Origin of the sequence: Marinobacter sp. MBR-99 (assembly GCF_040547575.1) — a bacterium.
GTDB lineage: Bacteria > Pseudomonadota > Gammaproteobacteria > Pseudomonadales > Oleiphilaceae > Marinobacter.
In genome coordinates, this window is the sequence record NZ_JBEPPY010000018.1 from 36071 (window position 1) to 56835 (window position 20765).

The window sequence follows — 20765 nt, forward strand, 5'->3', positions numbered from 1 at the left end:
GCCAGCACACGTAAGACTAAAGTCTTACCTGCATTCCATTGGCCGGCATTGTACTTAATTGCAACTTTCATGTATCGAACTTTTTTAGAGCTTTTACTCTGTAACCCTTTGTTTTTGTTAGAGCCTTTACTCTAAAAACCGGACTTCCGCCTGTCTGAAAATGTCCCTGATTCCGACACACTGAATTTGAGATTAGCACAGTAACCACCTGCCGCGAGCTTCCCAGCCACAATTACCGATGGGCAATGCAAGGCGGGCCCGGCAATGCGATAATCGGGAACTTCCTTCGCCTGACGGCGTCACTCAATAGCCAACATTCCGAGAGCTACCAAACCAAGATGCAAAACGACAGCCCCAATACCGAACGCTACATTGCCATCGCCCGCGCCTGCCTCAAGGCCATCAACGACACCGCCGCCAACAGCGGAAGCCGGGAAGAGAAGATCCAGGCGGTCTATCAGGCGATCGACACAGCCTTCCAGGCCGAGTTTTCAGAATACCGGCAATCCGTTGCCATCATGGCGACCGTACTTGAGCGTATCGCGTCGGGCGAACTGGGCGCCGACCAAGCCGCCAGCCTTGCCCGAAAAACCCTGGACCAGCAACCCGCTGGTACCAAATCCGGAATCATGCACTGAGTACAACTCCCACTTTGACCGGACACAAGAGGCACCATGACAGCTGACCGTCGCGCGTTCCAGAATCTGTACCGTTTCCAGTTTCTTCTGTTGCTTTTATTGTGCAGCGTGCTGCTCAGCCCCCTGGCTGCTGCCGGCGCATCGCCCTCCAAAAGCCCTAACGACCCTAACGAATACCGGTTTCTGGAACTGGACAACGGCCTGCGGGTGATCCTGGCCTCAGACCCCGAAGCCGACAAAGCAGCGGCCTCGATGAATGTCGCCGTTGGCAGCGGCAACGATCCCGCCGACCGAGAGGGTCTGGCACATTTTCTCGAACATATGCTGTTCCTGGGCACCGAGAAGTACCCGGACCCAGGCGAGTACCAACAGTTCATTCGCAGCCATGGCGGCAGTCATAACGCCTTTACCGCATTTGCCGATACCAACTATTTTTTTGATGTCGAGGCAGAATTCCTGGAGCCCGCCCTTGACCGCTTCGCCCAGCAATTCTCCCACCCGCTGTTCACACCGGAACTGGTCGACCGGGAACGCAATGCTGTGCACTCGGAATACACGGCCAAGCTCAAGGAAGATGGCCGTCGGTTCCTGTCTGTACTCAAAGCTGGGGGCAACCCGGACCACGCTTTCAGTCAGTTTGCGGTCGGTAACCTGACAACCCTCGAGAATACTGAAGAGAATCCCCTGCGGCCGGATCTGATCCAATTCTGGCAGGACCAGTATTCTGCCAACATCATGACCCTGGCGGTGTATGGCCCGCAGCCCCTGGACCAACTGGAGCAGATGGTCCGCGACCGCTTTAATGCCATCGAAAACCGGGGCCTGACGGCCAAGACACATCCCCAGCCCCTGTACGATGAAAGCAGGTTGCCTGAGCGCATCACCGCTGAGAGCCTTCGAGACTCCCGCAGCCTGACGCTGTCGTTCCCAATCCCGTCGCAGCGCGACAATTACCGGACCAAACCGGCGTCCTATGTGGCAAACCTGCTTGGCCACGAAGGCCCCGGCAGCCTGTTTGACACCCTCAAACAGGCCGGCCTGGTGGAGTCGTTGTCCGCCGGGCTGGGTATGGATACCGGGGATCATGCCACTCTGGATATCCGCATGTCGCTCACCCGGGAAGGACTCGAACGGCAGGACGACATCATCGCGCTGGCGTTTCGGTACATCGATAAGATCCGGCAATCCGGAATCAACGAAGACCGCTTCGAGGAAATGAAACAGCTTGCGGTGATTGACTTCCGGTTCCGCGAGCGCAGTGAGCCAATGCGTGAAGCCATGCGACTATCCAGCCTGTTACGGGACTATCCACCGGAAGATCTGTTGAGCGCCCCATGGCTGATGGATCGTTACGCTCCGGAACAGTACAAAGCACTTCTGGAACGACTGACACCCGATAACCTCAAAGTCTGGGTGTCTGCTCCCAACCGCAATTTCGAGGCGCCGCAACTTACGCAGTGGTATCAGACACCCTGGCAACGAGAGCCATTCAGCCTAAAAAGGGATGTCAATCCCGCGCTTGCTGCGGGCCTGGCGCTACCGGCCGCCAACCCCTTCATTCCGGAAAACCTGGAGCTGGTGCCCGGAAACACCATGGCCCAGCCAGTAAAGTTGGAGGAACGGGATGGTCTGGCCGTGTGGTACGCCAGAGACACTCAGTTCAACACGCCAAAAGCAAACGTATTTATCAGCCTGCGCACGCCGCAGGCGAGATCCTCCGCCCGCAACGAGGTGCTGACCCAATTGCTCGTGGACGCCATCGATACCAACCTGAACGCCTGGGCTTATTCCGCCCGGCTCGCCGGGCTGGACTACAGCATTTACCCACACCTTCGGGGTGTGGCCATAAGGGTGGGTGGCTATAACGACAAGCTCTACAAGTTGGTGAACCGGATTCTGCTTGAATTTGCGGATCCGAAGTTTACCGAGCAGCGCTTCGACATTGCCCGGCAGAGATTGATCGATGGCCTTGAAAACAAAGCCAAAGACCGACCGGTTCAGCAAACCTCGGAATTCATTCAGACGGCCCTCATCGATGGTACCTTCCCGGTACCTGACAAACTGGCTGCCGCGCGGGAAGTCACCCTGAACGAACTGGAAGCCTTTGGCGTCCGCCTGGTTGCGCAAACAGATCCGGTAATGCTGGCCCACGGCAACCTGACGGAGGCAGCGACACTGAATATGGCACGGCAGGTTCAGGCCATGGTATTGAACAATCGGGAGCGCACCACGGTAGGCCGCTCGCGCATGCGCCAGCTGCCGCAGGGACAATCCCTGGCGACGCTGAACCTGGAACATCCGGATACCGGCTATACCCTCTACTTGCAGGGGCGCGACACCTCCTATGAGGAGCGGGCAAGGTTCCGCCTGCTGGCTCAGATTCTGAGCAGCCCCTTCTATGAGGACATCCGTACCAACCGCCAGCTGGGCTACATCGTTTACGCCACCGCGTTCGAGATACTGGAAACACCGGCCCTTGGGTTGGTTGTACAATCTCCGGAAGCAACCGCTGAAGCCATTGATCAGGCGGTTATGGAATTCGCTGAGGGATTCGAGGGGCCGTTGGCGGAGTTGAGCGCCGCACGGCTGGCGCGGGAGAAGCAGGCGGTGATCAGTCAACTGCTTCAACGAGACCGACAGTTAAGTGAAGTTTCGGGCCGTTTCTGGCGGGAAATCGACCGTGGGAACACCGCCTTCGACAGCCGTGAGCGACTCGCAGACGCCATTCAGAAGGTCACCCTGGATGAGCTGAAAGCCACTTTCCGCAGCACAATGATAGAGCGCCAACGAGCGCTGCTGGTGGTTACGGGTGATGACGGCGATAACAGCCGGTCGGTTCTTGACCAGCTGCGCCAGCGTGATGCTGTGCCAACCGGAATTGAACGCTAACGTTCGCCAACCATACGCCGGAAGCGCTGCCAGTCTTCTGGCTCATCCACATCCCAGCGGGGTTCCAGCAGGTAAACGCTGAGCCCCGCAGCGTCCATCCTCTCCAGGGTTTGCTGCATGACCTCTGGCGTACCCCAGGCAATGCCTTCCAGCGCACCGGGCGCCAGCCTGCGAGCACCGATCAACACATAACCACCATCATCCGACGGGCCCAGCACAACATCGTAGTGCTCCAGAGCCGCTACCGCTGAGCGGACATAACCGGGGTCTACTGAGGGACAATCACTGCCAATCACCACGGCACGGTGATGAGATGCAATACCCTGCCCCAACGCCCTGGCCATTCGCTCCCCCAAGTCCGCACCTTGCTGAAAACACTGGGACAGGCCGGCTGCCTCGATATTGGCCAGCAATGCAGCAGATTCCTCCGGTGGCTCGTCTAACGGACGATCCCACCAGAAGCTGACGTCGTAGCCCGTGGCACACAGATTATCCAGCACCTCCAGACTGAGGGTGATATGAGCCTGTAGCGCACCCTCAATACCAAGGGCAGGGATTAACCGGGTTTTGACCCGGCCCGCCTGCGGCCACTTGGCAAATTGCATGAGAACCGCCGGTGAATGATCAGTATTTTGCATGGCGCACGTTCCTCCGCCAAAACGCAGCCAGGGTTTCGGGGCTGTCACCCCGCCAATAACGCCAACGCAGGCGCCACATCAGCACAATTGTGGGCCACACACCGCCCTGCTCCCAGCGCCTGCTGTCGGTAATGACCGGCGACGAAATACAGTAAGGGCGGGCCACCAGTTTCAGGCGCTTGGACAACTCCACGTCTTCCATCAATGGCATGGCGCGATAGCCACCCAACGCCTCGAACACATCCTTGCGCACAAAAATACCCTGATCCCCCGTGCAAACACCGGTGAGCCGGGAACGCCAGTTCATAAACCAGGCAATCACAGAAAACATGGCATGCCGGCCGCTCAGGCGAACATCAAATCGTCCCCAGGGGCGACCAAGGCGCTGGCTTTCAGCTAATTGCTCGAGGGCATCGGGGGGCAGGCACGTATCCGCATGCAGGAATAAAATCAGGTCTCCACGGGCAACGGCAGCGCCCGCGTTCATTTGCACTGCCCGCCCAGGTTCAGATGCCAGCAACCGGTCACACAACGGGCGCGCCAGATCAGCCGTGTTATCCGGGCTGCCGCCGTCTACCACAATCACCTCGTGGCCGGCCTGCCGGATGGGTTGTAGTCGTTGCAAAGATTCTTCAATACCGGCCTCCTCCCGCCACACGGGCACGACCACGCTTAAAGACAAAGCAATCCGGGTATTGGCATCCATAAAAGCGACAGATCAAGAGAACAAGGCCCAACCATAACCGGACACCCCTTGAGCCACAAGTCCTTGCCGGCTATCATACCGCCTCTTCTTAAATGCCCCCGTAGCTCATCTGGATAGAGCGTCCCCCTCCTAAGGGGAAGGTAGCAGGTTCGAGTCCTGCCGGGGGTACCAAACAACCGTATTCAAGCGTTGTTACTACCCACGGTTACTGAACACTCTTGCACCCTGAGGGAGAAGGTCAACCGCCTCTAGCTGGACACCCGGGAAACGCCCCGGATTGACTTGCCCCATCGGTACCCGGCAATCCCCAGCAAACCCGCAAGCAACAGCAATACACCGGAAGGCTCGGGGACCTTGGCCGGCGCCATCTTCTTGAGGCGACCAGTCAGCCAGTAGTAGTCCCCAGAGTCCCGATTACCGACGTGTGCACCCTCAAAGGGTGCGGTCAGGTGCAGGTTTTCAAAAATATCCATGCCAGCCTCGAGGTAGAACAGGTCGAGAAAAAGGAAAAACTCGAAATTGCCCGCCACAAAGGGCTCGAATCCGTTCTCGTAAAGGGCGCCGGTATCGGACACCGGTTGGTCATACATCAGCGGTACAAGCCCGGCCCAGTTGAACGAAATGGGGTCGCTGTTAAACTGCACTGAAACCAGGCCGCGCAACACCGAATCAACCTCAAAGATCGCGGTGGCATTATGGCTCTCGTACTGGTTCATAATGGGATGATCGTAGCTGTAAGTGATCAGCGCGGCATTTGCAGCCGGCGCCAAACATATAAACAACATTACCAGTAGATTCTTCACGCCTTCAGTCCCTCGATTTGCTCATGATCCATCAAAGGTATTCTTAGCAATTATCGAACCATGGCACGAATTGCCGAGGCTTCAGGACGCCAGCAGGGCTTCGCGCCGAAAAACCGTAAAATATTCTGACACCTAACACCGGAAGCAACAGGTTGCGGATGACTTTCGCGAGTTTATCGAGAACTGCCCGAGTCAATCCTCATAGATCATCTTCTTTGTCATACCGCCATCCACGACAAAGTTCTGGCCGGTGATAAACGTGGCCTCCGGGGAAAGCAGGTAAGCCACCATGGCAGCAATATCGTCCGGTGTACCTACACGGCCTGCTGGATGTTGGCAGTGATCTGTAGCAGACAGCGCCTCGGCTTTTTCTTCGCAACCCTGCCAGTCTCGTGTATCAATCCAGCCGGGGCTGATGCAGTTCGCGCGAATATCCGGGCCCAGGCTAACAGCCAAGGCGTGCGTCAGGGCAACAACGCCGCCCTTGGTGGCCGCGTAGGCTTCGGAATCCGGCTCTGATTGCAAGGCCCGGGTGGACGCCATATTAACGATTGCACCGCGGGTTTTGCGAAGATGAGGCACCGCGTGTTTAGTCACCAGGAACGGCCCGGTCAGGTTCAGGTCCAGCCGGCGTTGCCACTGCGCAAGGCTAAGCTCTTCGACCGGCCCGGTGTGAGGATCAGCAATGCCCGCATTGTTGATCACCGCACCCAGAACGCCCGCCCAACTGACCGCCTCGGATACAATTCTGGCAACGTCCTGTTCGCGGGCCACATCACCGTGCACAAAATACAGGTTGTGTTCCGAGCAGGCCTCCAGCTGTTCACCGGCGGCCTGGTCCGTATCGCAAAACGCCACTTTCCAGCCAGCCGCCGCCAGGTGCAACACAATACCTCGCCCTATGCCTTTGGCACCTCCGGTTACCAGAACTACCCTGTGCTTTGGTTCCAATTCAGCCTCCCAAATGGGGTCAGACCCCAAGACATTTTATGCGGCGAAATGTACTGGGGTCTGACCCCGACGGTTTGATTGCGGCAGTTTAGCAGCAATTGATTGATACGGTTTCGCCGTAGCCGGTACCAACAGGTTAGAATGCCTCCTGCCCTCACTACCCGGAAACCAACTATGGCCCGCTTTAACGAAATTGGCACCGCAACCATTCCCGGTAACGGTACCCGCTTGCGCCTGCTGCAGCGCAATGACGAGTTTTCCATCAAGATTGCTGGGGCGCCTGGCGAACTGATGAATAGCCGGCTGCATGGTTCTGAAGATGCCCTGGCCACGCTGGCCTGCGAACGGCTGAGCCATCTGCCGGAGCCACGGATTCTGATTGGCGGGCTGGGGATGGGCTTTACGCTGGCGGCGGCACTGTCATCAACCGGTGATTACGCGCAGGTGACTGTGGCGGAGCTGGTTCCGGAAGTCGAAACATGGAACCGGGGCCCGCTGGGCGCGGCGGCTGGCTATCCGCTCAATGATCCGCGAGCCCGGGTGCACATCGGCGACGTGGCCGAACTGTTGAGACAAGGTGACGGCAATTGGGATGCCATTTTGCTGGATGTCGATAACGGCCCGGAAGGCCTGACCCGCAAGGAAAACAACTGGATCTACTCTCCAGAAGGGATCGCTGCGGCCCAGAAGTCCCTGAGCGACGACGGCATCCTGGCCTACTGGTCTGCCGGCCCGGAACATGCTTTCACCGAACGCCTGCGCCGGGCTGGCTTCTCGGTGGAGCCAGTGGTTGTGCGCGCGCTGCGCCCCGGCAAAGGCGCACGCCACACCATCTGGCTGGCCTGGTAATTTGGGGTCAGACCCCAGAACATTTCACCTCTTCAAATGTCTTGGGGTCTGACCCCAAAGTTTATTGCAGTACCCGGGAGCGCCTGGCAGGAACGAACCACAGGCAAACTCTCGTCATCCAGCGTAAGACCAGCAGGAGAGGCAGCAGGATCAGGAACCAGCCGGGCACCTGTACCATCCACGGTGGCACGCCGAGCACCTTGGCAGCGCCGGCGAAGAGGTCGTTCAGCACGACGGGATGGCGCACGGCCACGTAAGCCAGGGCGGCAACGGCAGGCCACTTGGCGTGGCCGACCATAACCGAGGCCATGCGCCCGGCCCGGGCAAGGCGGGTGCTGTAGGCGGCTGAACGGGCGGTGACGGTAGAAGCCCGTGCCGTGGTGGCTGCCGCCCTGCCCGCTTTCAGAAATTTCACCGCACTACCGATAACAATGGCATCCACAGCCGCCCAGCCCACATCGCTGGCACGAATGGGCTGGTCGGTACGATAGCGGGATTCCAGGGTGCGAATGCCACTGGTGAAGAACTGAGTCACGCCCTCGGTAATACGATCGGTCCAGATCCACTCGACGTTCCCGTCCGGGCCCACTAAAAACTGGCTGGTGAAATCCTGCCCTTCCTTGTTGGCAAAATTGATGGCATACCAGGCGCGCTGCTCGGGCGTGAGGGTTTGCCGGGTTCCGGCCACGCGATTCATCAGCTCTATAGATCTGACCGGGTTCTGGTAGAAATGGATAACCGGAGGGACGAGGTATTCCCCGTGGGCTCTCAGGGCATCCTGAAACTCGGGTTCCTCCCCGAACAACTCCATCAGCAACCGGGTGTGTTCCGGATACACTTGAAGCGCGGCCTGGGCCTTCAACAACAGCAGGCGGTCGTCCCGATAGTCGAGCAGCAGGGCCTGCACCGGCAGTGGCTCAGCAAGCACGGCCGAACGGGCGCCAAAAACGTCCTGGGCGTGCAGGCGCACCAGTCGCTCTTCCACTGGCAACGGCTGAAACCGCAGCGCCACCAGCACGGCAACAGCCAGCGCGATCAGCGCCAGCCAGAGTGCACTCCGGCGACGGTGGGTTCTGAACAGCGCGGGCTCTTGCATGGAGCACCCCCAGCAGCCTGAAAGGTTTTAGTCTACACGGAACTGCCGCACCGTAGCAGTCATACACGGCAGACCGTTCTCCCCTCGAAGAACAAACAAGAGCGCAAGCCTTTGACCTGTAGCAGGTAATTACAGAAAAGGCCCGGAAACCACTTTACGGTTTGCAAGAAACGGATACCATAACCTCAGGTAAGGCTTTCCGGACCCTTGTTGATGGATATTCTTGAGCAGAAACGCCGCATCATCACCACCGCCATCGTTGCCGTGGTGTTAACGGGCATTATTATCGCTGCAGTGGTTTCTGCGCCACTGATCAACCAGATTCATACTCAGGCCGCGCAGACAGCCAGGGGCGTTGCAGATGCGAAAGCCGAGAACGTCAGAGCTGTCTTTGACCAGCACCAGGACCTCGCCCGCCAGACCGCGAGCCGCTCAGAGCTGGCAAGAGTGCTGGGCCAATTCGCTAAAGGCGAGGTTTCCACTGGTGTGGTGCAAACCTTTTCCCGCCCGAGACTGCAGGACGCTGCCCGCATCATAGACGACCTGGCAGTGCTGATCCGTTACGACGCTTCCGGCAATGAACTGGTCAGAGTCGGGCCCTGGGCAAATGAACTACCTGCGGCTATTCCCCTCTCCGATAGCCTTGACATCAACACCTTCACTCTGGTGTCTGGCGATGCCAGCGGGCCTCTCCTGCAAGCGGTAAGCCCCATACAGGCCGATGGGCAGGTCGTTGGCTATGACCAGCTGATATTTCTGCCAGAATCGATGGCGAGGGTCTTCCAGATTCATCCGGACTCATCACTTTGTCTGCTCAACAGCCAGAGAACAAAACGACTTACCTTTAACCCGGACACAGATCAGCTCGAGTTGGCAGCGCCCGGGGGCTGCCTCGCCGAAAGGCAGTGGCTATCCACCCGCGATCGCCCCGGTTCTTTCCGGGCAACGCTCGATGATGGATCCCAAGTGCTCACGTTCCACCGGCCTCTGGCGGAGTATGGCTGGGAAGTGCATATGTACACCCGAACCTCCCAGGTTTTCGCCAACGTCATCTTCGATATCCTGATCAGTGTACTGGCCATCCTTGTTCTCTCTACCCTGGCCGGGGTGGTCGTCTGGCAGTCATTGAGACCGATTGTCGGCGCGATGGTAAAGCAGACGTCTCAGATCGCCCGTTCCACCGAAGAGCTGCGGCTTGCCTACCAGGTGTTTGAACACACTCACGAGGCGATTCTGATCACCGATGCACACTTTGTGATCGTTCGGGCCAATCCCGCTTTCTCCGACATTACCGGTGCTGAAAACAAGGCATTGCGTGGCAAGCCGCTGACAGACTTTCTGGACAGCCGGCCAGGCAAGGGTGTTGTTTTGAGGGATATTCGGAAACAACTGGTCACGGTGAACGCCTGGCAAGGTGAGGTCTGGGTTAATGGCCATCAAGGCCTCACCATTCCCAACCTGATGACAGTGTCACCGGTGAGAAACAAAGGTGGCCAGATTCAGCAACTGGTGCTGACCTTCAGCAATATCACAGAGCGGGTACAGGCAGAGCGACAGATGGTCCGGCTTGCCCATTTCGATGAGTTGACTGGCCTACCTAACCGCGTGGCACTGGAGAACCACCTGGAACAGGCGATTCAACAGGCCCGCCGGGAAAACGGCCACTTTGCCCTGATGTTTCTGGATCTGGACAAGTTCAAACCGGTGAAAGACACCTATGGCCATCAGGTGGGTGATGAACTTCTGCGTAACGTTGGCAAGCGTCTGAAACACTGCATCCGCAGCAGCGATGTGGTTGGCCGGCGAGGCGGTGACGAGTTTGTAGTGATCACCGGGCCCCTGCACGGCGACGATGATGCCAAACCTATTGCCGACAAGATCGTTGCCGTGCTCAACGATACCTTTCACATCCAGGGACACAACGTTCAGATAGGCGCCTCGGTGGGCGTTGCGCTCTATCCGGACGACGGCCTGGCGGCCGAAGACCTCCTGAAACAGGCTGACGCCGCCATGTACCGTGTTAAAACCAGTGGCCGTAACGCCGTGGCCTACGCCTGAAGCCGCTCAGGCCTGCTCATATTCCTGCACCAGCTGGCCGAGAAAATACAGGCCTGCAGAACTAAGAAAATACCGCCCGGCACCGGCCCGGAACACCAGATTTCGCTTCTCCAGGTAATCCAGGGCTTCAGCGAGGCCCTTCTCGAACCGGGCCGCCCGGAGAATGTCCTGGTACTCGTCGTCTCCGGCCATGGCTTCAAGGTCCTGCTCATTCAGGCCTGCGTCTGCACGCCCCAGATAATCCAGGTCCCTCCCGCTGCGGGCAAAGTAACGCCCAATTATCAACAGCACCACCTGCACCCTGAACGCATTCTCATCGTGCTCTTCACTTTCGTCGTCACTGCTCTCCTTCAGGAAGAAAAATGCGCCGGTTTCATTGAACACAAGTTCACTACCCAGATGTTCGTAAAAGGTGCGGAAGTGGGACAAGTGGTTGTACAACAGGTTGTATAGCGGATTGGCCCGTAGCTCCGAGCGGTTGTTGTCCCACACATCCCGCACGATCACCCGGCCGGCCTGAAACTCACGGTAAATGGCGGTGCTGTGGGCGGGCAGGATCTGCTCGAAGCTGCCGACTGGCGCTGCGCTCAGGCTGTTTTCCGTCTCGGTCATGTCAGAAAAATCAGGCATGGCTTGGCTCTTGTTTGATATCGGTTACGCCGGGTTCAAGCCGGCGTTTTCGGTAGACGAATTGCTCGCTGTCCGGTGCCTGTTCAAGGGTACGGAAGCGGTTGGTGGTGACCACCTGCATTCCCTCAGGTGGCGAATTCACCAGCCGGTTCAGGGCTGCCAGCAAATCCGGAAAACGGTAGCCGGGAATGAAACCATCCAGCCGGCCGTGCAGCTCCCGCACCAGGTCGGCCGTGGGCCGCAGCTCCAGCGTTTCGAGCCACTGGTAAAGCTGGTTGATGCGCTGAACGTCGATGCGACTGTGGCGTCCGCTGCCATCCACTTCCTGCAGCACCGGCACCTCTGCCTTGCGGCGCAAATCCGTCAGGCGCAGGTCCAGTTCGCTGAACAACAGCTGGTAGTAGCTGGACGACTGGCCAAAGGCATAATGCTTCGGCCGCTGTTGTGCCCGCAGGCCCACCAGGAACCCGGTGCTGCGGGCAAACTCCCCACCTTCCAGCCACTTGCGGCGCAGGCTGAGGGTTTCGGTATCCCCCTTGAGCGCTCGCAGCTTGCCATAGAAGTGCTCCATGGCATTGTACTGGGCCATGCCCCTGCGGGTCTTGCGCAGGAAGTGCTCCACCTCCTGGGCCACTGCCTGAATGGGTTTATAGAGCGCATTCAGGCTGAGGGATGAGCGGAATATCTGGTCCGCCAGGCTGTGATTGTCGTTGGTCTCCAGCAACCGCACCATAGCCTCCAGGGTTTCGAACAAATTGCTGCCATCGGGCAGTCGGGTGTCCGGATTCAGGAAGACCAGGGTGGGTTTGATGTGCCGGTCGTAAAGGGTCACGATCTGCTCAAACAGGTTCTGGCGAAATTCCAGGTATTTTTCCGGTGCCCGGCTGGCATCACCAGACAAGTCCGCCAGCTGGGCACTGATGGTTTGCATACGCAGCACGTTCTGACGCAAAAGGCCGATGAGCTGGCTCACCCGTTCGTTCAGGTCGTCCCGCAGTTCGGTGTAATCCGGGTCTGCTTCACTGAAACTGCTGGTTTCCAGACGATTACGCACATCCCTCAGAGTCACCAGGTGGCCCCGCAGGCGGGCGTCGGTCAGCTCCTGGTAGAGCGAGGCGTTACAGGCGCGCATCAGGTTGATCAGGGCGTCCTGGAACACCAGCCGGCGCTCGCCGTCGGCTTTGATGATGTCTATGATCAGGCCGCTACGGAACAGGTTCTCGGTGTTCAGGGCCAGCCGGACCCGCTCCCTATCGGCCTTGCCAAGGCTGCGGGTGTAGTCCATCACCTCGGCCACCAGATCGCTCTCGCGAATGTATCGGGCTTCGTTGCGGTCCATGCGTTCGATCATCCGGAACAGGATCTTCGGGTGCTCGAACAGCAGCCGGGTGGTATCCAGGGTGCTGAAACGTTTACTCATCCACCGGCTCCAGCAGGCTGTTCTGGGTCTGGTCGGCCCAATGGCTCAGGGCTTCACCACCGGTAAACCCCTCTGCGCCGCCCCAGAACACCAGCGTACGCTGGGGGCTGTATGGCCGCGCGGTGCGCATCTGCCCAACTTCCAGGTGTCGACCAATCAGGTAGATAACTTCGGCACTGGCACTGTGGGTGGCGGCGGAGAAAAGATTGAAACCCTGTTTGCGCAATCGCTCCAGCAACGACGGCATCTGGCTGATGTCCACGCTGGCCAGCTCGTCCAGCACCATGGGGAACGACAACTGCACGCCCGGGTACAACACCCGTTTGAGTAGCCGGTACACCAGTTCCAGGTTGATCAGCGCGGTGGTGGAGGTGGACTGGCCTTTCTTGTCCAGGCTGGCGGCGTTCTCCTTGCGGGTGCGGTACGAGATGCCAGTGATCACCTTGTCCATGGTCAGGCGCTTGCTGCCGCCCTGCTCTCCGAAAAAGTCCGCCACAAACACCCGCAGGCGGTCGTAGAAGGCATCAGACTGTAGCTGGTTGCCATAGGGGTCGATGTTGTTTGCTTCTTCCACCAGATTGCGGAATTTCGGATCGGTATGGATATCCACCCGAATTTCCACCAGATCGTTGATGCGCACGCCGTCCAGTTCGCGATTTAGCTGGGCCTCAAAACGGGCAATGTGTTCGTGGTTGGATTTCAGGGCCTGTCTGTAGCTGGCCACTGTTTCATTGTGGATGGCAATCTGCTCTTCCAACACTTGCCAACGCTCGGACATTCCGGCGAACAGGTCCGCAAGGCTCTTGAAGGTGTCGCGAATGACCGACGACGCCGGGCTGTCTTTCTGCAATTCGCCTTCGGTGTCCTCGTGGACGCCCAGATAGACAAACTGGCGCAGGTGGTCGAGGATGTTTCGGCGGCGTTCTTCCAGGTCGTCCAGTTGGGTTTGCAGGTCGTCAAACGCCGCAGCCGAGACTTTCTCAATGGACAGTGTCTGTTCCGCTTCCACCGTTTTCAGGTGCGGGAAGCGGTGTTCAACGGTGCCCACGCTACGGCTCAGGCCCGCCAGTTCCCGCTCCCGGTCCTCGATGCGCTCTTTCTCGGCCCTGGCCTTGGCGGCTTTCTGTTGCACCGCGTCCTGTTTTTCCTGTTCCAGCCGGGCCTGCTCGTCCAGTTTGGCGAGCTGTTCTTCCGCCGCCTGCTTTTCTTCAGCAGCGTCTTTCAGGGTGGTGGCCGCCGCCGGATAGCGCTGTAGCGTTTCCAGGTCTTTTTCGATCGAGCGGATTTCTTTTTCCGTGCGCTCGATCAGCCGGGGCCGGTCGTGCTCCTGATTGGCAGTATCTGCGAGCTCTGAACGTTCCCGTTCAAGGCTGTTCAGTTCACTTTCAATGTGATGCCGCTGTTCGGCAAAGTTGGTTTGGCGAGCGGGTTGGCTTTGGTATTCGGTGTCAAACCAGTCGAAGCCCCGGTCGTTGGGTATGAACAATCGGGCGAAGGCTTCAATAGTAGACTTGCTGTCCGCATCCAGATCCTGACCCGGACTGGCCATCATCAACCGGGGGTCTACGGCGCGAAGCGGCGCGGCGGTGGCTTCGTCCAGCTGATTCTGCAACTGCCACTGCTGCTTGCTTTCACGGTCTCTCAGACTTTCCAGCTGTCGTTCCAGGTCCAGCTTCTTGCGCTGAATCTGTTCCAGCCGAATCTCCGCCTGGGCGGCACTTTTCAGGGCGGCCAGGTGCCCGCGCTTGCCTTCAAGTTCCTCGTTCTGGATGTCCTCGATTTCCTGCAGGGTCATCTCGCCGTATTGCGAGACCAGCAGTTCACCGTCTTTCTGGTTCTGCTCGGACTGTTTGATGCGCCGGTCTGCGGAGCGGATCTCGCCTTTCAGGCCACTGGCGTCCTGTTCCAGTTTTTTCAGGGTTTGCAGCACATGGCGCAGGGTGTCGTTCTGTTCGTTGTATGCCTCCAGCGCCACCCGGCGTTTGGCGCCAATGTCCGCCAGGGCGCTGGCCACGCCGTCCCGAAAGGCTGCAAAATCGTGCTGGCTGCGCAGCAGCGACTGGTAGGCCTGGTAATCCCGGTTCAGTTTTTCAAACCTTGGCCGCTCTTTCTCAATGCGGTTGAGCTGGGTTTGCTGTTGTTTCAACTGTTCATGGCGGTTGAGGAAGTCATCAATATTGAAGTCAAAGGCATCGTCGGCGAACTTCTTGTCCGCCTCGATGATGCTGGCCACCGCATTGGCCATGGCCTGGTCGTCGGCCTTCATTTCAAACAGCAGCAGGATCAGGGTGCGCAGGGACTGCACCCGGCGTTCGTCCGACTCACCCAGGGGCAACACGGAATAACGCACCGCATCGGCGTTCATCAATTCGCTGCTGTACAGCATGGATTTGAGTTTGGCGGGGTCGTTGACCAGCCGGGTGTCTTTGGACAGCTTCTTCAACGCCTCAGACAACCGGCTGAACGACAGCTCCGGCACCGCCTGGCCAATGCCGTCTTCATCATCGCCGTTCCAGAACAGCGGCCGCAGCTGGTCGTAGCTCACGGGCACAAAGGCCCGGCCATAGCTGAGCTGACTGGCGTTGTCGCGGTACAGAATCTGGCAATGGGTACCCGCCGGGTTCTCCGCTTCCATAATCAGGAAGCTGAACTGGCTGGGGAAGTAGTGCTGGTAGCTTTCTTCGTTGGTGTAGAAACTACCCGCGCTGGCGTTGCGGAAGGCGAATTTCTTGCGGCTGTTTTTGAAGTTGTTTTCCGGCAACAGGAACAAGCGCAGGGAGTTGAGCAGGCTGGATTTACCCAGGTTGCCCGGACCCAGAATCAGGCCGTGGTTATCCACCGGAATTTCCACATAACAGAAGCCGGCGGAATCCACCAGTATCAGGCGGCGTATGCCGAAGGTGAAAGTACTCGCGCTCGCCTGTGGATCACTCATCCAGAATCATCTCCTGTTCCATGAATTTGCCGGTGGCCCGGAAGGCCTGCGCCAGCGACGCAAACCCCAGATCTTCCGCCAGCATGATGGCCTTTGTAAACCTTTCGGTGGTGTCCGGGGTTTTGCGGAAGCGGCTCAGCCAGGGCTGCCAGTCAGCCGGCTGCAGATAGCAGGCTTTGTCGCCCAACGCCGATCGCACGGATGCAAACATCTGCAAGCCGCCGGCATCGTAATCAAAGGCGCAGCGCACCTCATCGTAACCGGCCAGCCAATTCAGGTCTGCCGCGCGGGTAATACGGTTACCGCCACCGAGCACGACATCGCAGTTTGTGAGATCTACTGCCTGGCCCAGGCAGTCACCGGCAAAGGCCAGCATCTGGCGGTAGTGATAGAAATTCCGCTCATTCTCCACCACCAGCACCCGGGGCGCTGGCCGCAAACCGATATCCACCGAATCTTCAGTAATCACCACCGAATCCGGCCGGTTGCCTGTCACGGCGTGATGATACACCAGCAGGAAACTCACATCGGTGCCGTGGCGGTGGGAATCGCCCTTCTTCGCCGCATCTAGCCTGCTAGAGGGCGCAGCGGCCTGTCGCTGTAACGCCGCAAACGCAGCTTCATCAAGAATGGTTACCTGCCAGCGATTGCCGCCAACCTTCTCCGTTGCGAACAGCTCCCGATGCCGCCGACGTAGGGCATCCGGCAGCTTCTTCAAAAAGGCCTCGTAGTTGATGGCCCGGCCTTTAAGGATTTTCTCGAGGTAGTCGTTCAATGGCCCACCTGTTCCCGCCTTGGTAAACTTGCCGGAAAGTTTACAACCCGAGGCAGATTATGTCCCTGAAGTACCGCGTGATTCCCGTCACTCCCTTTGAACAAAACTGCACCCTGCTCTGGTGTAACGAAACCAACAAGGCGGCGGTGGTGGACCCCGGCGGCGACCTTGATCGCATTCGGGCGGCGGTGGAAGCCGAGGGCGTAACTTTGGAGAAAATCCTGCTTACCCACGCCCACATCGACCACGCCGGCGGCACAGCGGAGCTGGCCAAGTCGGCCGGGTTGCCGATTGAAGGGCCCCATAGGGACGATAACTTCTGGATTCAGGGCCTTGCCATGCAGGCACAGATGTTCGGTTTTCCCGCGCCAGAGGTATTCACGCCTGATCGCTGGCTGGAAGACGGGGATACCGTCGCCGTTGGTAATGAAACCCTGGAAGTGCTGCATACGCCGGGCCATACCCCTGGCCATGTGGTGTTCTTCCATCGCGGTTCAAAGCTGGCCCAGGTGGGTGACGTACTGTTCAATGGCTCCATTGGCCGCACGGATTTCCCGAAAGGCGACTACAACACCCTGATTCATTCCATCCGGGAAAAACTGTTCCCGCTGGGGGACGATGTGAACTTCATCTGCGGCCACGGCCCCATGTCCACCTTCGGCCAGGAACGAGCCACTAATCCGTTTGTATCCGATCACCGGGGCTGAAGCCCCGGTGCCAGCAGTCCGAATCAGTTATGTGACAAACGGAACTGCTCGATGGTCTTGCGCAGAGTTTCCGCCATCGCCAGCAGATCACCGGCAATGCGGGCGGTTTCCTGGGCGTCGCTGGAGGTCTGCTCCGCCGAACGGCTGATTTCAATCACGTTGTGATTGATGGATTCCGACACATCGCTCTGCTCGTTGGCCGCACTTTCCATTTCTTCATTCAGGCCGGTGATTTCGCGCACGGCTGCCGCAATGGTCTGCAGTTCCGTTTCGACTTTCAGAATCGACTCCACCTGATGCTGCGCCAGTTCAGAGGCGTGGCGCATGGTGCCCACGCAATCCACTACCTCTTTCTTCAGGCCGTCAATGGTGTGGCGAATTTCCTCGGTGGACGCCTGGGTACGAGACGCCAGCGCGCGCACTTCATCAGCCACCACCGCAAACCCACGGCCCTGTTCACCCGCCCGGGCGGCTTCAATGGCGGCATTCAGGGCCAGCAGATTGGTCTGGTCCGCGATTTCGGAAATCAGCTCCAGCCGGGTCGCCATCTCGGTGGTGCGCTGATCCAGCTGCTCAATTCGCTGGGCACCGCTCTGCACCTCCGTGTTGAGCGTCTCTATGCCTTTCACGGCGTTGTGAGCCAACTGTTCACCGGTCTCTGCTGCCTTTGCTGTGTCTGCAGATTTACGGGCGGTATTGACTGCATTCTCCCGAACCTGCACGGCAGAGGCTGCCATTTCCGTGGTGGCACTGGCCACCTGGTCGGTATTGTCCCGCTGGGCCAGCACTTCGCGCTCCGTGGTCTCCGCCTTGCTGGCAATGGTCCGAGCCGCTGATTCAACCTGTGCGGCGTTGTCCATCACCGTATGCATGCTCTCCCGAATCTTCGCGACCATTCGGTTAAAGGCCCGGGACAGGGAACCAATTTCATCGTTCCGGGTAACATCCAGTTCGATCGACAGATCCGAGTTCCGGGAGATCTCATCCATCCGATCGTGCAGCCGACGCAACCGGGAAAACACCAACCGACCCAGAACCAGGGCAGTCAGGAAGAAAATCACCACAAAAATGACGACCTGAACTCCGCCGCCAACCAGTAACTGCTGCTGCAAACGGGCATCGCTCTGGGCCAGGGAGTAATCCACGCGAATAGCCCCCAGAATGTCCCCTTCCTGGGCCTGGTGGCAGCCAAGGCAATTCACGCCCTGATAGTCCGCCTGCGCAACAACCGGTTCAATCAGTGTATAAACCCGGCCCTGGTCATTTGCCGAATACAGCTCCACCCGCTCGCCACGCAGTGCCCGCACATCCTCCGGTTCACGACGCCGCTCCTCCGCATTACCGGCACCGTACATGGCATTCAGCTGATCACTGCGCACTACACGGATATCCAGAACATCCTCTGATGCCTTGGCCCGATCACGCAGTACATCCCGGTTGTTGATGGTGCCTGTCACCATCATGGTGTTGAGCCCGTCAAAGTAGGATTTCGCCAGCCCGTCTACGTACTTGTGGCTAAACTCCTCAAGATGCGCGCGCTGGGACTGGGCGCTGTAAACAACCGTGAACGCAAGAATGACAGAGAACGCCACGGCCAGGGCCGACAGCAGCAAAAAGCGGATTGAGTGTTGTTTTTTCATGGTACCCCGGCAACGGAAGATCAACTGAACAACCATCTGTTATGACGGCGGTTTCGGGCATAACTTTATAGACATACATCAATTTTTATATGACGCAGATCAGCCCGACATCATCCCTATGACGCTCGTTGCAAAGTTTTACATTTCGTTCCAGCGGGTCCGTCATTACATCAGGACCAATCTGGCCCAAAACCTGCTTACTACCAACCAACAGGACCCATTAACGGATTTCCGGCAGTTTTTTTCCGCCGAGGAGGAAATGCACCATGTCTTTGCTGACATCACTGATACAAGCCAGCGCACGCTTTCAGCAAGCCATGGACAGCCGTCAGGCGCCCACCACCAAACCAAACGACGAACAACCCACGGCTGCCAGACAGCCCGAAGCCACCGGCAGCCCCGGTGACGACCGCTTCACCCCTTCCGGCCAGGCAGAACTGGACCCCGGCAGCCTGAAAGCCCGGAAGCTCCCGCTGGGACAATACAAGCAAACCGTTGCACAGGATCTCTCGTTTGTTCGCGAAACCCTGCGGCACAAACTTGCCGAGTACAACCTGCACCCGGCAACGGCGCTGAGCGTGGGAAAAGGCGAAAACGGGAATGCGGTCGTGGAAGGGAAATTGCCAGACGAGCTGCGCGAAAGAATCGAAATGGATCTGAACAACAACCGGGGATTTCGGGAAGCGTTCAGCCGCCTGAGTGTGACGGAACCTACCCTGCACTTTATGGACAACGCCCTGAAACTGAACCAGGCCTACGGGGTAAACAACTCCCTGCTGGATTCACTGCTCAGCGACAACCAGCAGTTCAACGGCTTACAGGATGTCATCCACCGTTACGACAGCCTGAAACGCAACGCCAACAGCGGCCAACCCGACTTCGGTAACAGCGCACAACGCTATGCCTTCAACCTGAACACCCGGGCCTGATACCCGGGTGGCATTGGTCTTTGACCGTTAAACCTGAAACGGTGCGGGATCACCTTTACCCACCCGCGTGACCTCCGGGGCATCCCCGAGGAAGTTCACCACGGTGGTCGCTTCCATCCCGCAGAACCCGCCATCAATGATCAAATCCAGCTCGTGTTCCAGAACATCCCGGATTTCATAGGGATCGGTCATCGGCTCCGTTTCATCGGGCAGAATCAGGGTACTGCTCATGATCGGCTCGCCCAATTCGCCCAGCAGCTCCCGTACAATCTCGTTATCCGGCACCCGCACACCAATAGACCGACGCTTGGGATGCAACAACCGACGCGGCACCTCACTGGTGGCTGGCAGAATGAACGTATACGGCCCCGGTGTGAACGTCTTCAGCAAACGGTACTGCGTGTTATCCACCTTGGCGTACACACCAATATCCGACAAATCCCGGCACACCAGCGTAAAGTTATGCTTGTCATCCAGCTTCCGGATACGCTTGATACGATCCGCCGCCTGCTTGTCACCCAGGTGACAACCCAGCGCATAACCGGAATCCGTGGGATACACAATCACCCCACCCTTGCGAAGAATCTCAACTGCCTGGTTGATCAACCGCTTCTGCGGATTCTCAGGATGGATCTGGAAAAACTGACTCATGAATTCACTCCCTGTCCCAATTTCGCGGCCATGGCGTCATCGCCCTTCGAACCGCCCATACAACCGGGCGAATCCGGCGCCGCCTGACCACTGGCCGCCCACTCCTCCGGCGTATACAAATGCAACGCCAAGGCATGAACCGGCCCGGCCAGCTCATCGGCCAACACCTTGTAAATCGCCTGATGCCGCTTCACCTTCATCTGTCCGGCAAAATCCGGCGACACCAACGTCACCTTGAAATGGGTTTCCGAATTCGGCGGCACCGAATGCATATGGCTCTCGTTCTCCACCGCCAACAGCTGCGCGGCAAAACCGTCTTTGAGTTTTGCTTCAATTGCGTTCTGAACTTTCATAAAAAATCTTCTGCTCCAACTTCTCAAATGACCACTCGCACTATCGCGGCGGCTTGCAGGGCGCCCGAAAGCGCTCTCTACCGGGCGAAGTGCACGG

Annotated in this window: 18 protein-coding genes and 1 tRNA gene; 7 read left to right on the forward strand and 12 right to left on the reverse strand. The window is 58.3% G+C overall.

What is annotated here, in order from left to right:
• Window positions 1-338 precede the first annotated feature (338 nt).
• Window positions 339-638 (forward strand): hypothetical protein, encoded by a 300-nt coding sequence (locus ABIE59_RS15055; protein WP_354448187.1) that lies wholly within the window; start codon window positions 339-341, stop codon window positions 636-638.
• 36 nt (window positions 639-674) lie between these two features.
• The gene (locus ABIE59_RS15060) at window positions 675-3527 is read left to right on the forward strand and encodes an insulinase family protein (RefSeq protein ID WP_354448189.1); all 2853 of its coding nucleotides are present in this window, start codon (window positions 675-677) and stop codon (window positions 3525-3527) included.
• On the opposite strand, the gene ABIE59_RS15065 is transcribed toward ABIE59_RS15060, so the two are convergent.
• Together ABIE59_RS15065 and ABIE59_RS15070 are read right to left on the reverse strand one after the other, a co-directional pair.
• Window positions 3524-4165 carry a TIGR04282 family arsenosugar biosynthesis glycosyltransferase gene (locus ABIE59_RS15065; RefSeq protein WP_354448191.1) on the reverse strand — a complete coding sequence of 214 codons (642 nt, stop codon included), beginning with the start codon at window positions 4163-4165 and terminating at the stop codon, window positions 3524-3526. The genes ABIE59_RS15060 and ABIE59_RS15065 overlap by 4 nt on opposite strands.
• Window positions 4152-4871 (reverse strand): TIGR04283 family arsenosugar biosynthesis glycosyltransferase, encoded by a 720-nt coding sequence (locus tag ABIE59_RS15070; protein WP_354448193.1) that lies wholly within the window; start codon window positions 4869-4871, stop codon window positions 4152-4154. The genes ABIE59_RS15065 and ABIE59_RS15070 overlap by 14 nt, the downstream gene beginning before the upstream one ends.
• 94 nt (window positions 4872-4965) lie before the next feature.
• On the opposite strand from ABIE59_RS15070, the gene ABIE59_RS15075 reads away from it, so the two are divergent.
• Window positions 4966-5042: transfer RNA gene (locus tag ABIE59_RS15075), tRNA-Arg, on the forward strand.
• 77 nt (window positions 5043-5119) lie between these two features.
• Here ABIE59_RS15075 and ABIE59_RS15080 read toward each other — a convergent pair.
• Together ABIE59_RS15080 and ABIE59_RS15085 are read right to left on the reverse strand one after the other, a co-directional pair.
• Window positions 5120-5656 (reverse strand): PEP-CTERM sorting domain-containing protein, encoded by a 537-nt coding sequence (locus ABIE59_RS15080; protein WP_354448195.1) that lies wholly within the window; start codon window positions 5654-5656, stop codon window positions 5120-5122.
• A gap of 210 nt (window positions 5657-5866) precedes the next feature.
• The gene (locus ABIE59_RS15085; RefSeq protein ID WP_354448197.1) at window positions 5867-6625 is read right to left on the reverse strand and encodes an SDR family oxidoreductase; all 759 of its coding nucleotides are present in this window, start codon (window positions 6623-6625) and stop codon (window positions 5867-5869) included.
• Between the two features lie 174 nt (window positions 6626-6799).
• On the opposite strand from ABIE59_RS15085, the gene ABIE59_RS15090 reads away from it, so the two are divergent.
• Entirely contained in the window at window positions 6800-7474 is a 675-nt protein-coding gene (locus tag ABIE59_RS15090) for a spermidine synthase (RefSeq protein WP_354448199.1), read from the forward strand.
• 61 nt (window positions 7475-7535) lie between these two features.
• On the opposite strand, the gene ABIE59_RS15095 is transcribed toward ABIE59_RS15090, so the two are convergent.
• Window positions 7536-8570 (reverse strand): hypothetical protein, encoded by a 1035-nt coding sequence (locus ABIE59_RS15095; RefSeq protein ID WP_354448201.1) that lies wholly within the window; start codon window positions 8568-8570, stop codon window positions 7536-7538.
• A 213-nt stretch (window positions 8571-8783) separates the two neighbouring features.
• On the opposite strand from ABIE59_RS15095, the gene ABIE59_RS15100 reads away from it, so the two are divergent.
• A complete protein-coding gene (locus ABIE59_RS15100; RefSeq protein ID WP_354448203.1) occupies window positions 8784-10628 on the forward strand; it encodes a diguanylate cyclase domain-containing protein in 1845 nt (614 codons plus the stop codon).
• A gap of 6 nt (window positions 10629-10634) precedes the next feature.
• Here ABIE59_RS15100 and ABIE59_RS15105 read toward each other — a convergent pair whose 3' ends face one another.
• From ABIE59_RS15105 to ABIE59_RS15120, 4 genes are read right to left on the reverse strand one after another with little or no spacing between them, the layout of a single operon-like run.
• Window positions 10635-11258, reverse strand: a complete 624-nt coding sequence (locus ABIE59_RS15105) for a condensin complex protein MksE (RefSeq protein WP_354448204.1) — start codon at window positions 11256-11258, stop codon at window positions 10635-10637.
• Window positions 11251-12678 (reverse strand): hypothetical protein, encoded by a 1428-nt coding sequence (locus ABIE59_RS15110; protein WP_354448206.1) that lies wholly within the window; start codon window positions 12676-12678, stop codon window positions 11251-11253. The genes ABIE59_RS15105 and ABIE59_RS15110 overlap by 8 nt, the downstream gene beginning before the upstream one ends.
• On the reverse strand, window positions 12671-15613 hold the full coding sequence (locus ABIE59_RS15115; protein WP_354448208.1) for a hypothetical protein: 2943 nt from the start codon (window positions 15611-15613) through the stop codon (window positions 12671-12673). Before ABIE59_RS15115 ends, ABIE59_RS15110 begins: the two co-directional genes overlap by 8 nt.
• Entirely contained in the window at window positions 15606-16388 is a 783-nt protein-coding gene (locus ABIE59_RS15120) for a Wadjet anti-phage system protein JetD domain-containing protein (RefSeq protein ID WP_354448210.1), read from the reverse strand. Before ABIE59_RS15120 ends, ABIE59_RS15115 begins: the two co-directional genes overlap by 8 nt.
• Before the next feature lie 59 nt (window positions 16389-16447).
• Between ABIE59_RS15120 and ABIE59_RS15125 the strand changes: the two genes are divergently transcribed.
• Window positions 16448-17095, forward strand: coding sequence for an MBL fold metallo-hydrolase (locus ABIE59_RS15125; RefSeq protein WP_354448212.1), 648 nt, complete (start codon window positions 16448-16450; stop codon window positions 17093-17095).
• 23 nt (window positions 17096-17118) lie between these two features.
• Here the strand turns inward: ABIE59_RS15125 and ABIE59_RS15130 are convergent, their stop codons facing one another.
• Window positions 17119-18735 carry a methyl-accepting chemotaxis protein gene (locus ABIE59_RS15130; RefSeq protein WP_354448214.1) on the reverse strand — a complete coding sequence of 539 codons (1617 nt, stop codon included), beginning with the start codon at window positions 18733-18735 and terminating at the stop codon, window positions 17119-17121.
• A gap of 266 nt (window positions 18736-19001) precedes the next feature.
• Between ABIE59_RS15130 and ABIE59_RS15135 the strand changes: the two genes are divergently transcribed.
• A complete protein-coding gene (locus ABIE59_RS15135; RefSeq protein WP_354448216.1) occupies window positions 19002-19664 on the forward strand; it encodes a hypothetical protein in 663 nt (220 codons plus the stop codon).
• A gap of 27 nt (window positions 19665-19691) precedes the next feature.
• Here ABIE59_RS15135 and ABIE59_RS15140 read toward each other — a convergent pair whose 3' ends face one another.
• Both ABIE59_RS15140 and ABIE59_RS15145 read right to left on the reverse strand, forming a co-directional pair.
• Window positions 19692-20315 carry an L-threonylcarbamoyladenylate synthase gene (locus tag ABIE59_RS15140; RefSeq protein ID WP_354448218.1) on the reverse strand — a complete coding sequence of 208 codons (624 nt, stop codon included), beginning with the start codon at window positions 20313-20315 and terminating at the stop codon, window positions 19692-19694.
• A complete protein-coding gene (locus tag ABIE59_RS15145; RefSeq protein ID WP_354448220.1) occupies window positions 20312-20668 on the reverse strand; it encodes a BolA family protein in 357 nt (118 codons plus the stop codon). Before ABIE59_RS15145 ends, ABIE59_RS15140 begins: the two co-directional genes overlap by 4 nt.
• Window positions 20669-20765 lie beyond the last annotated feature (97 nt).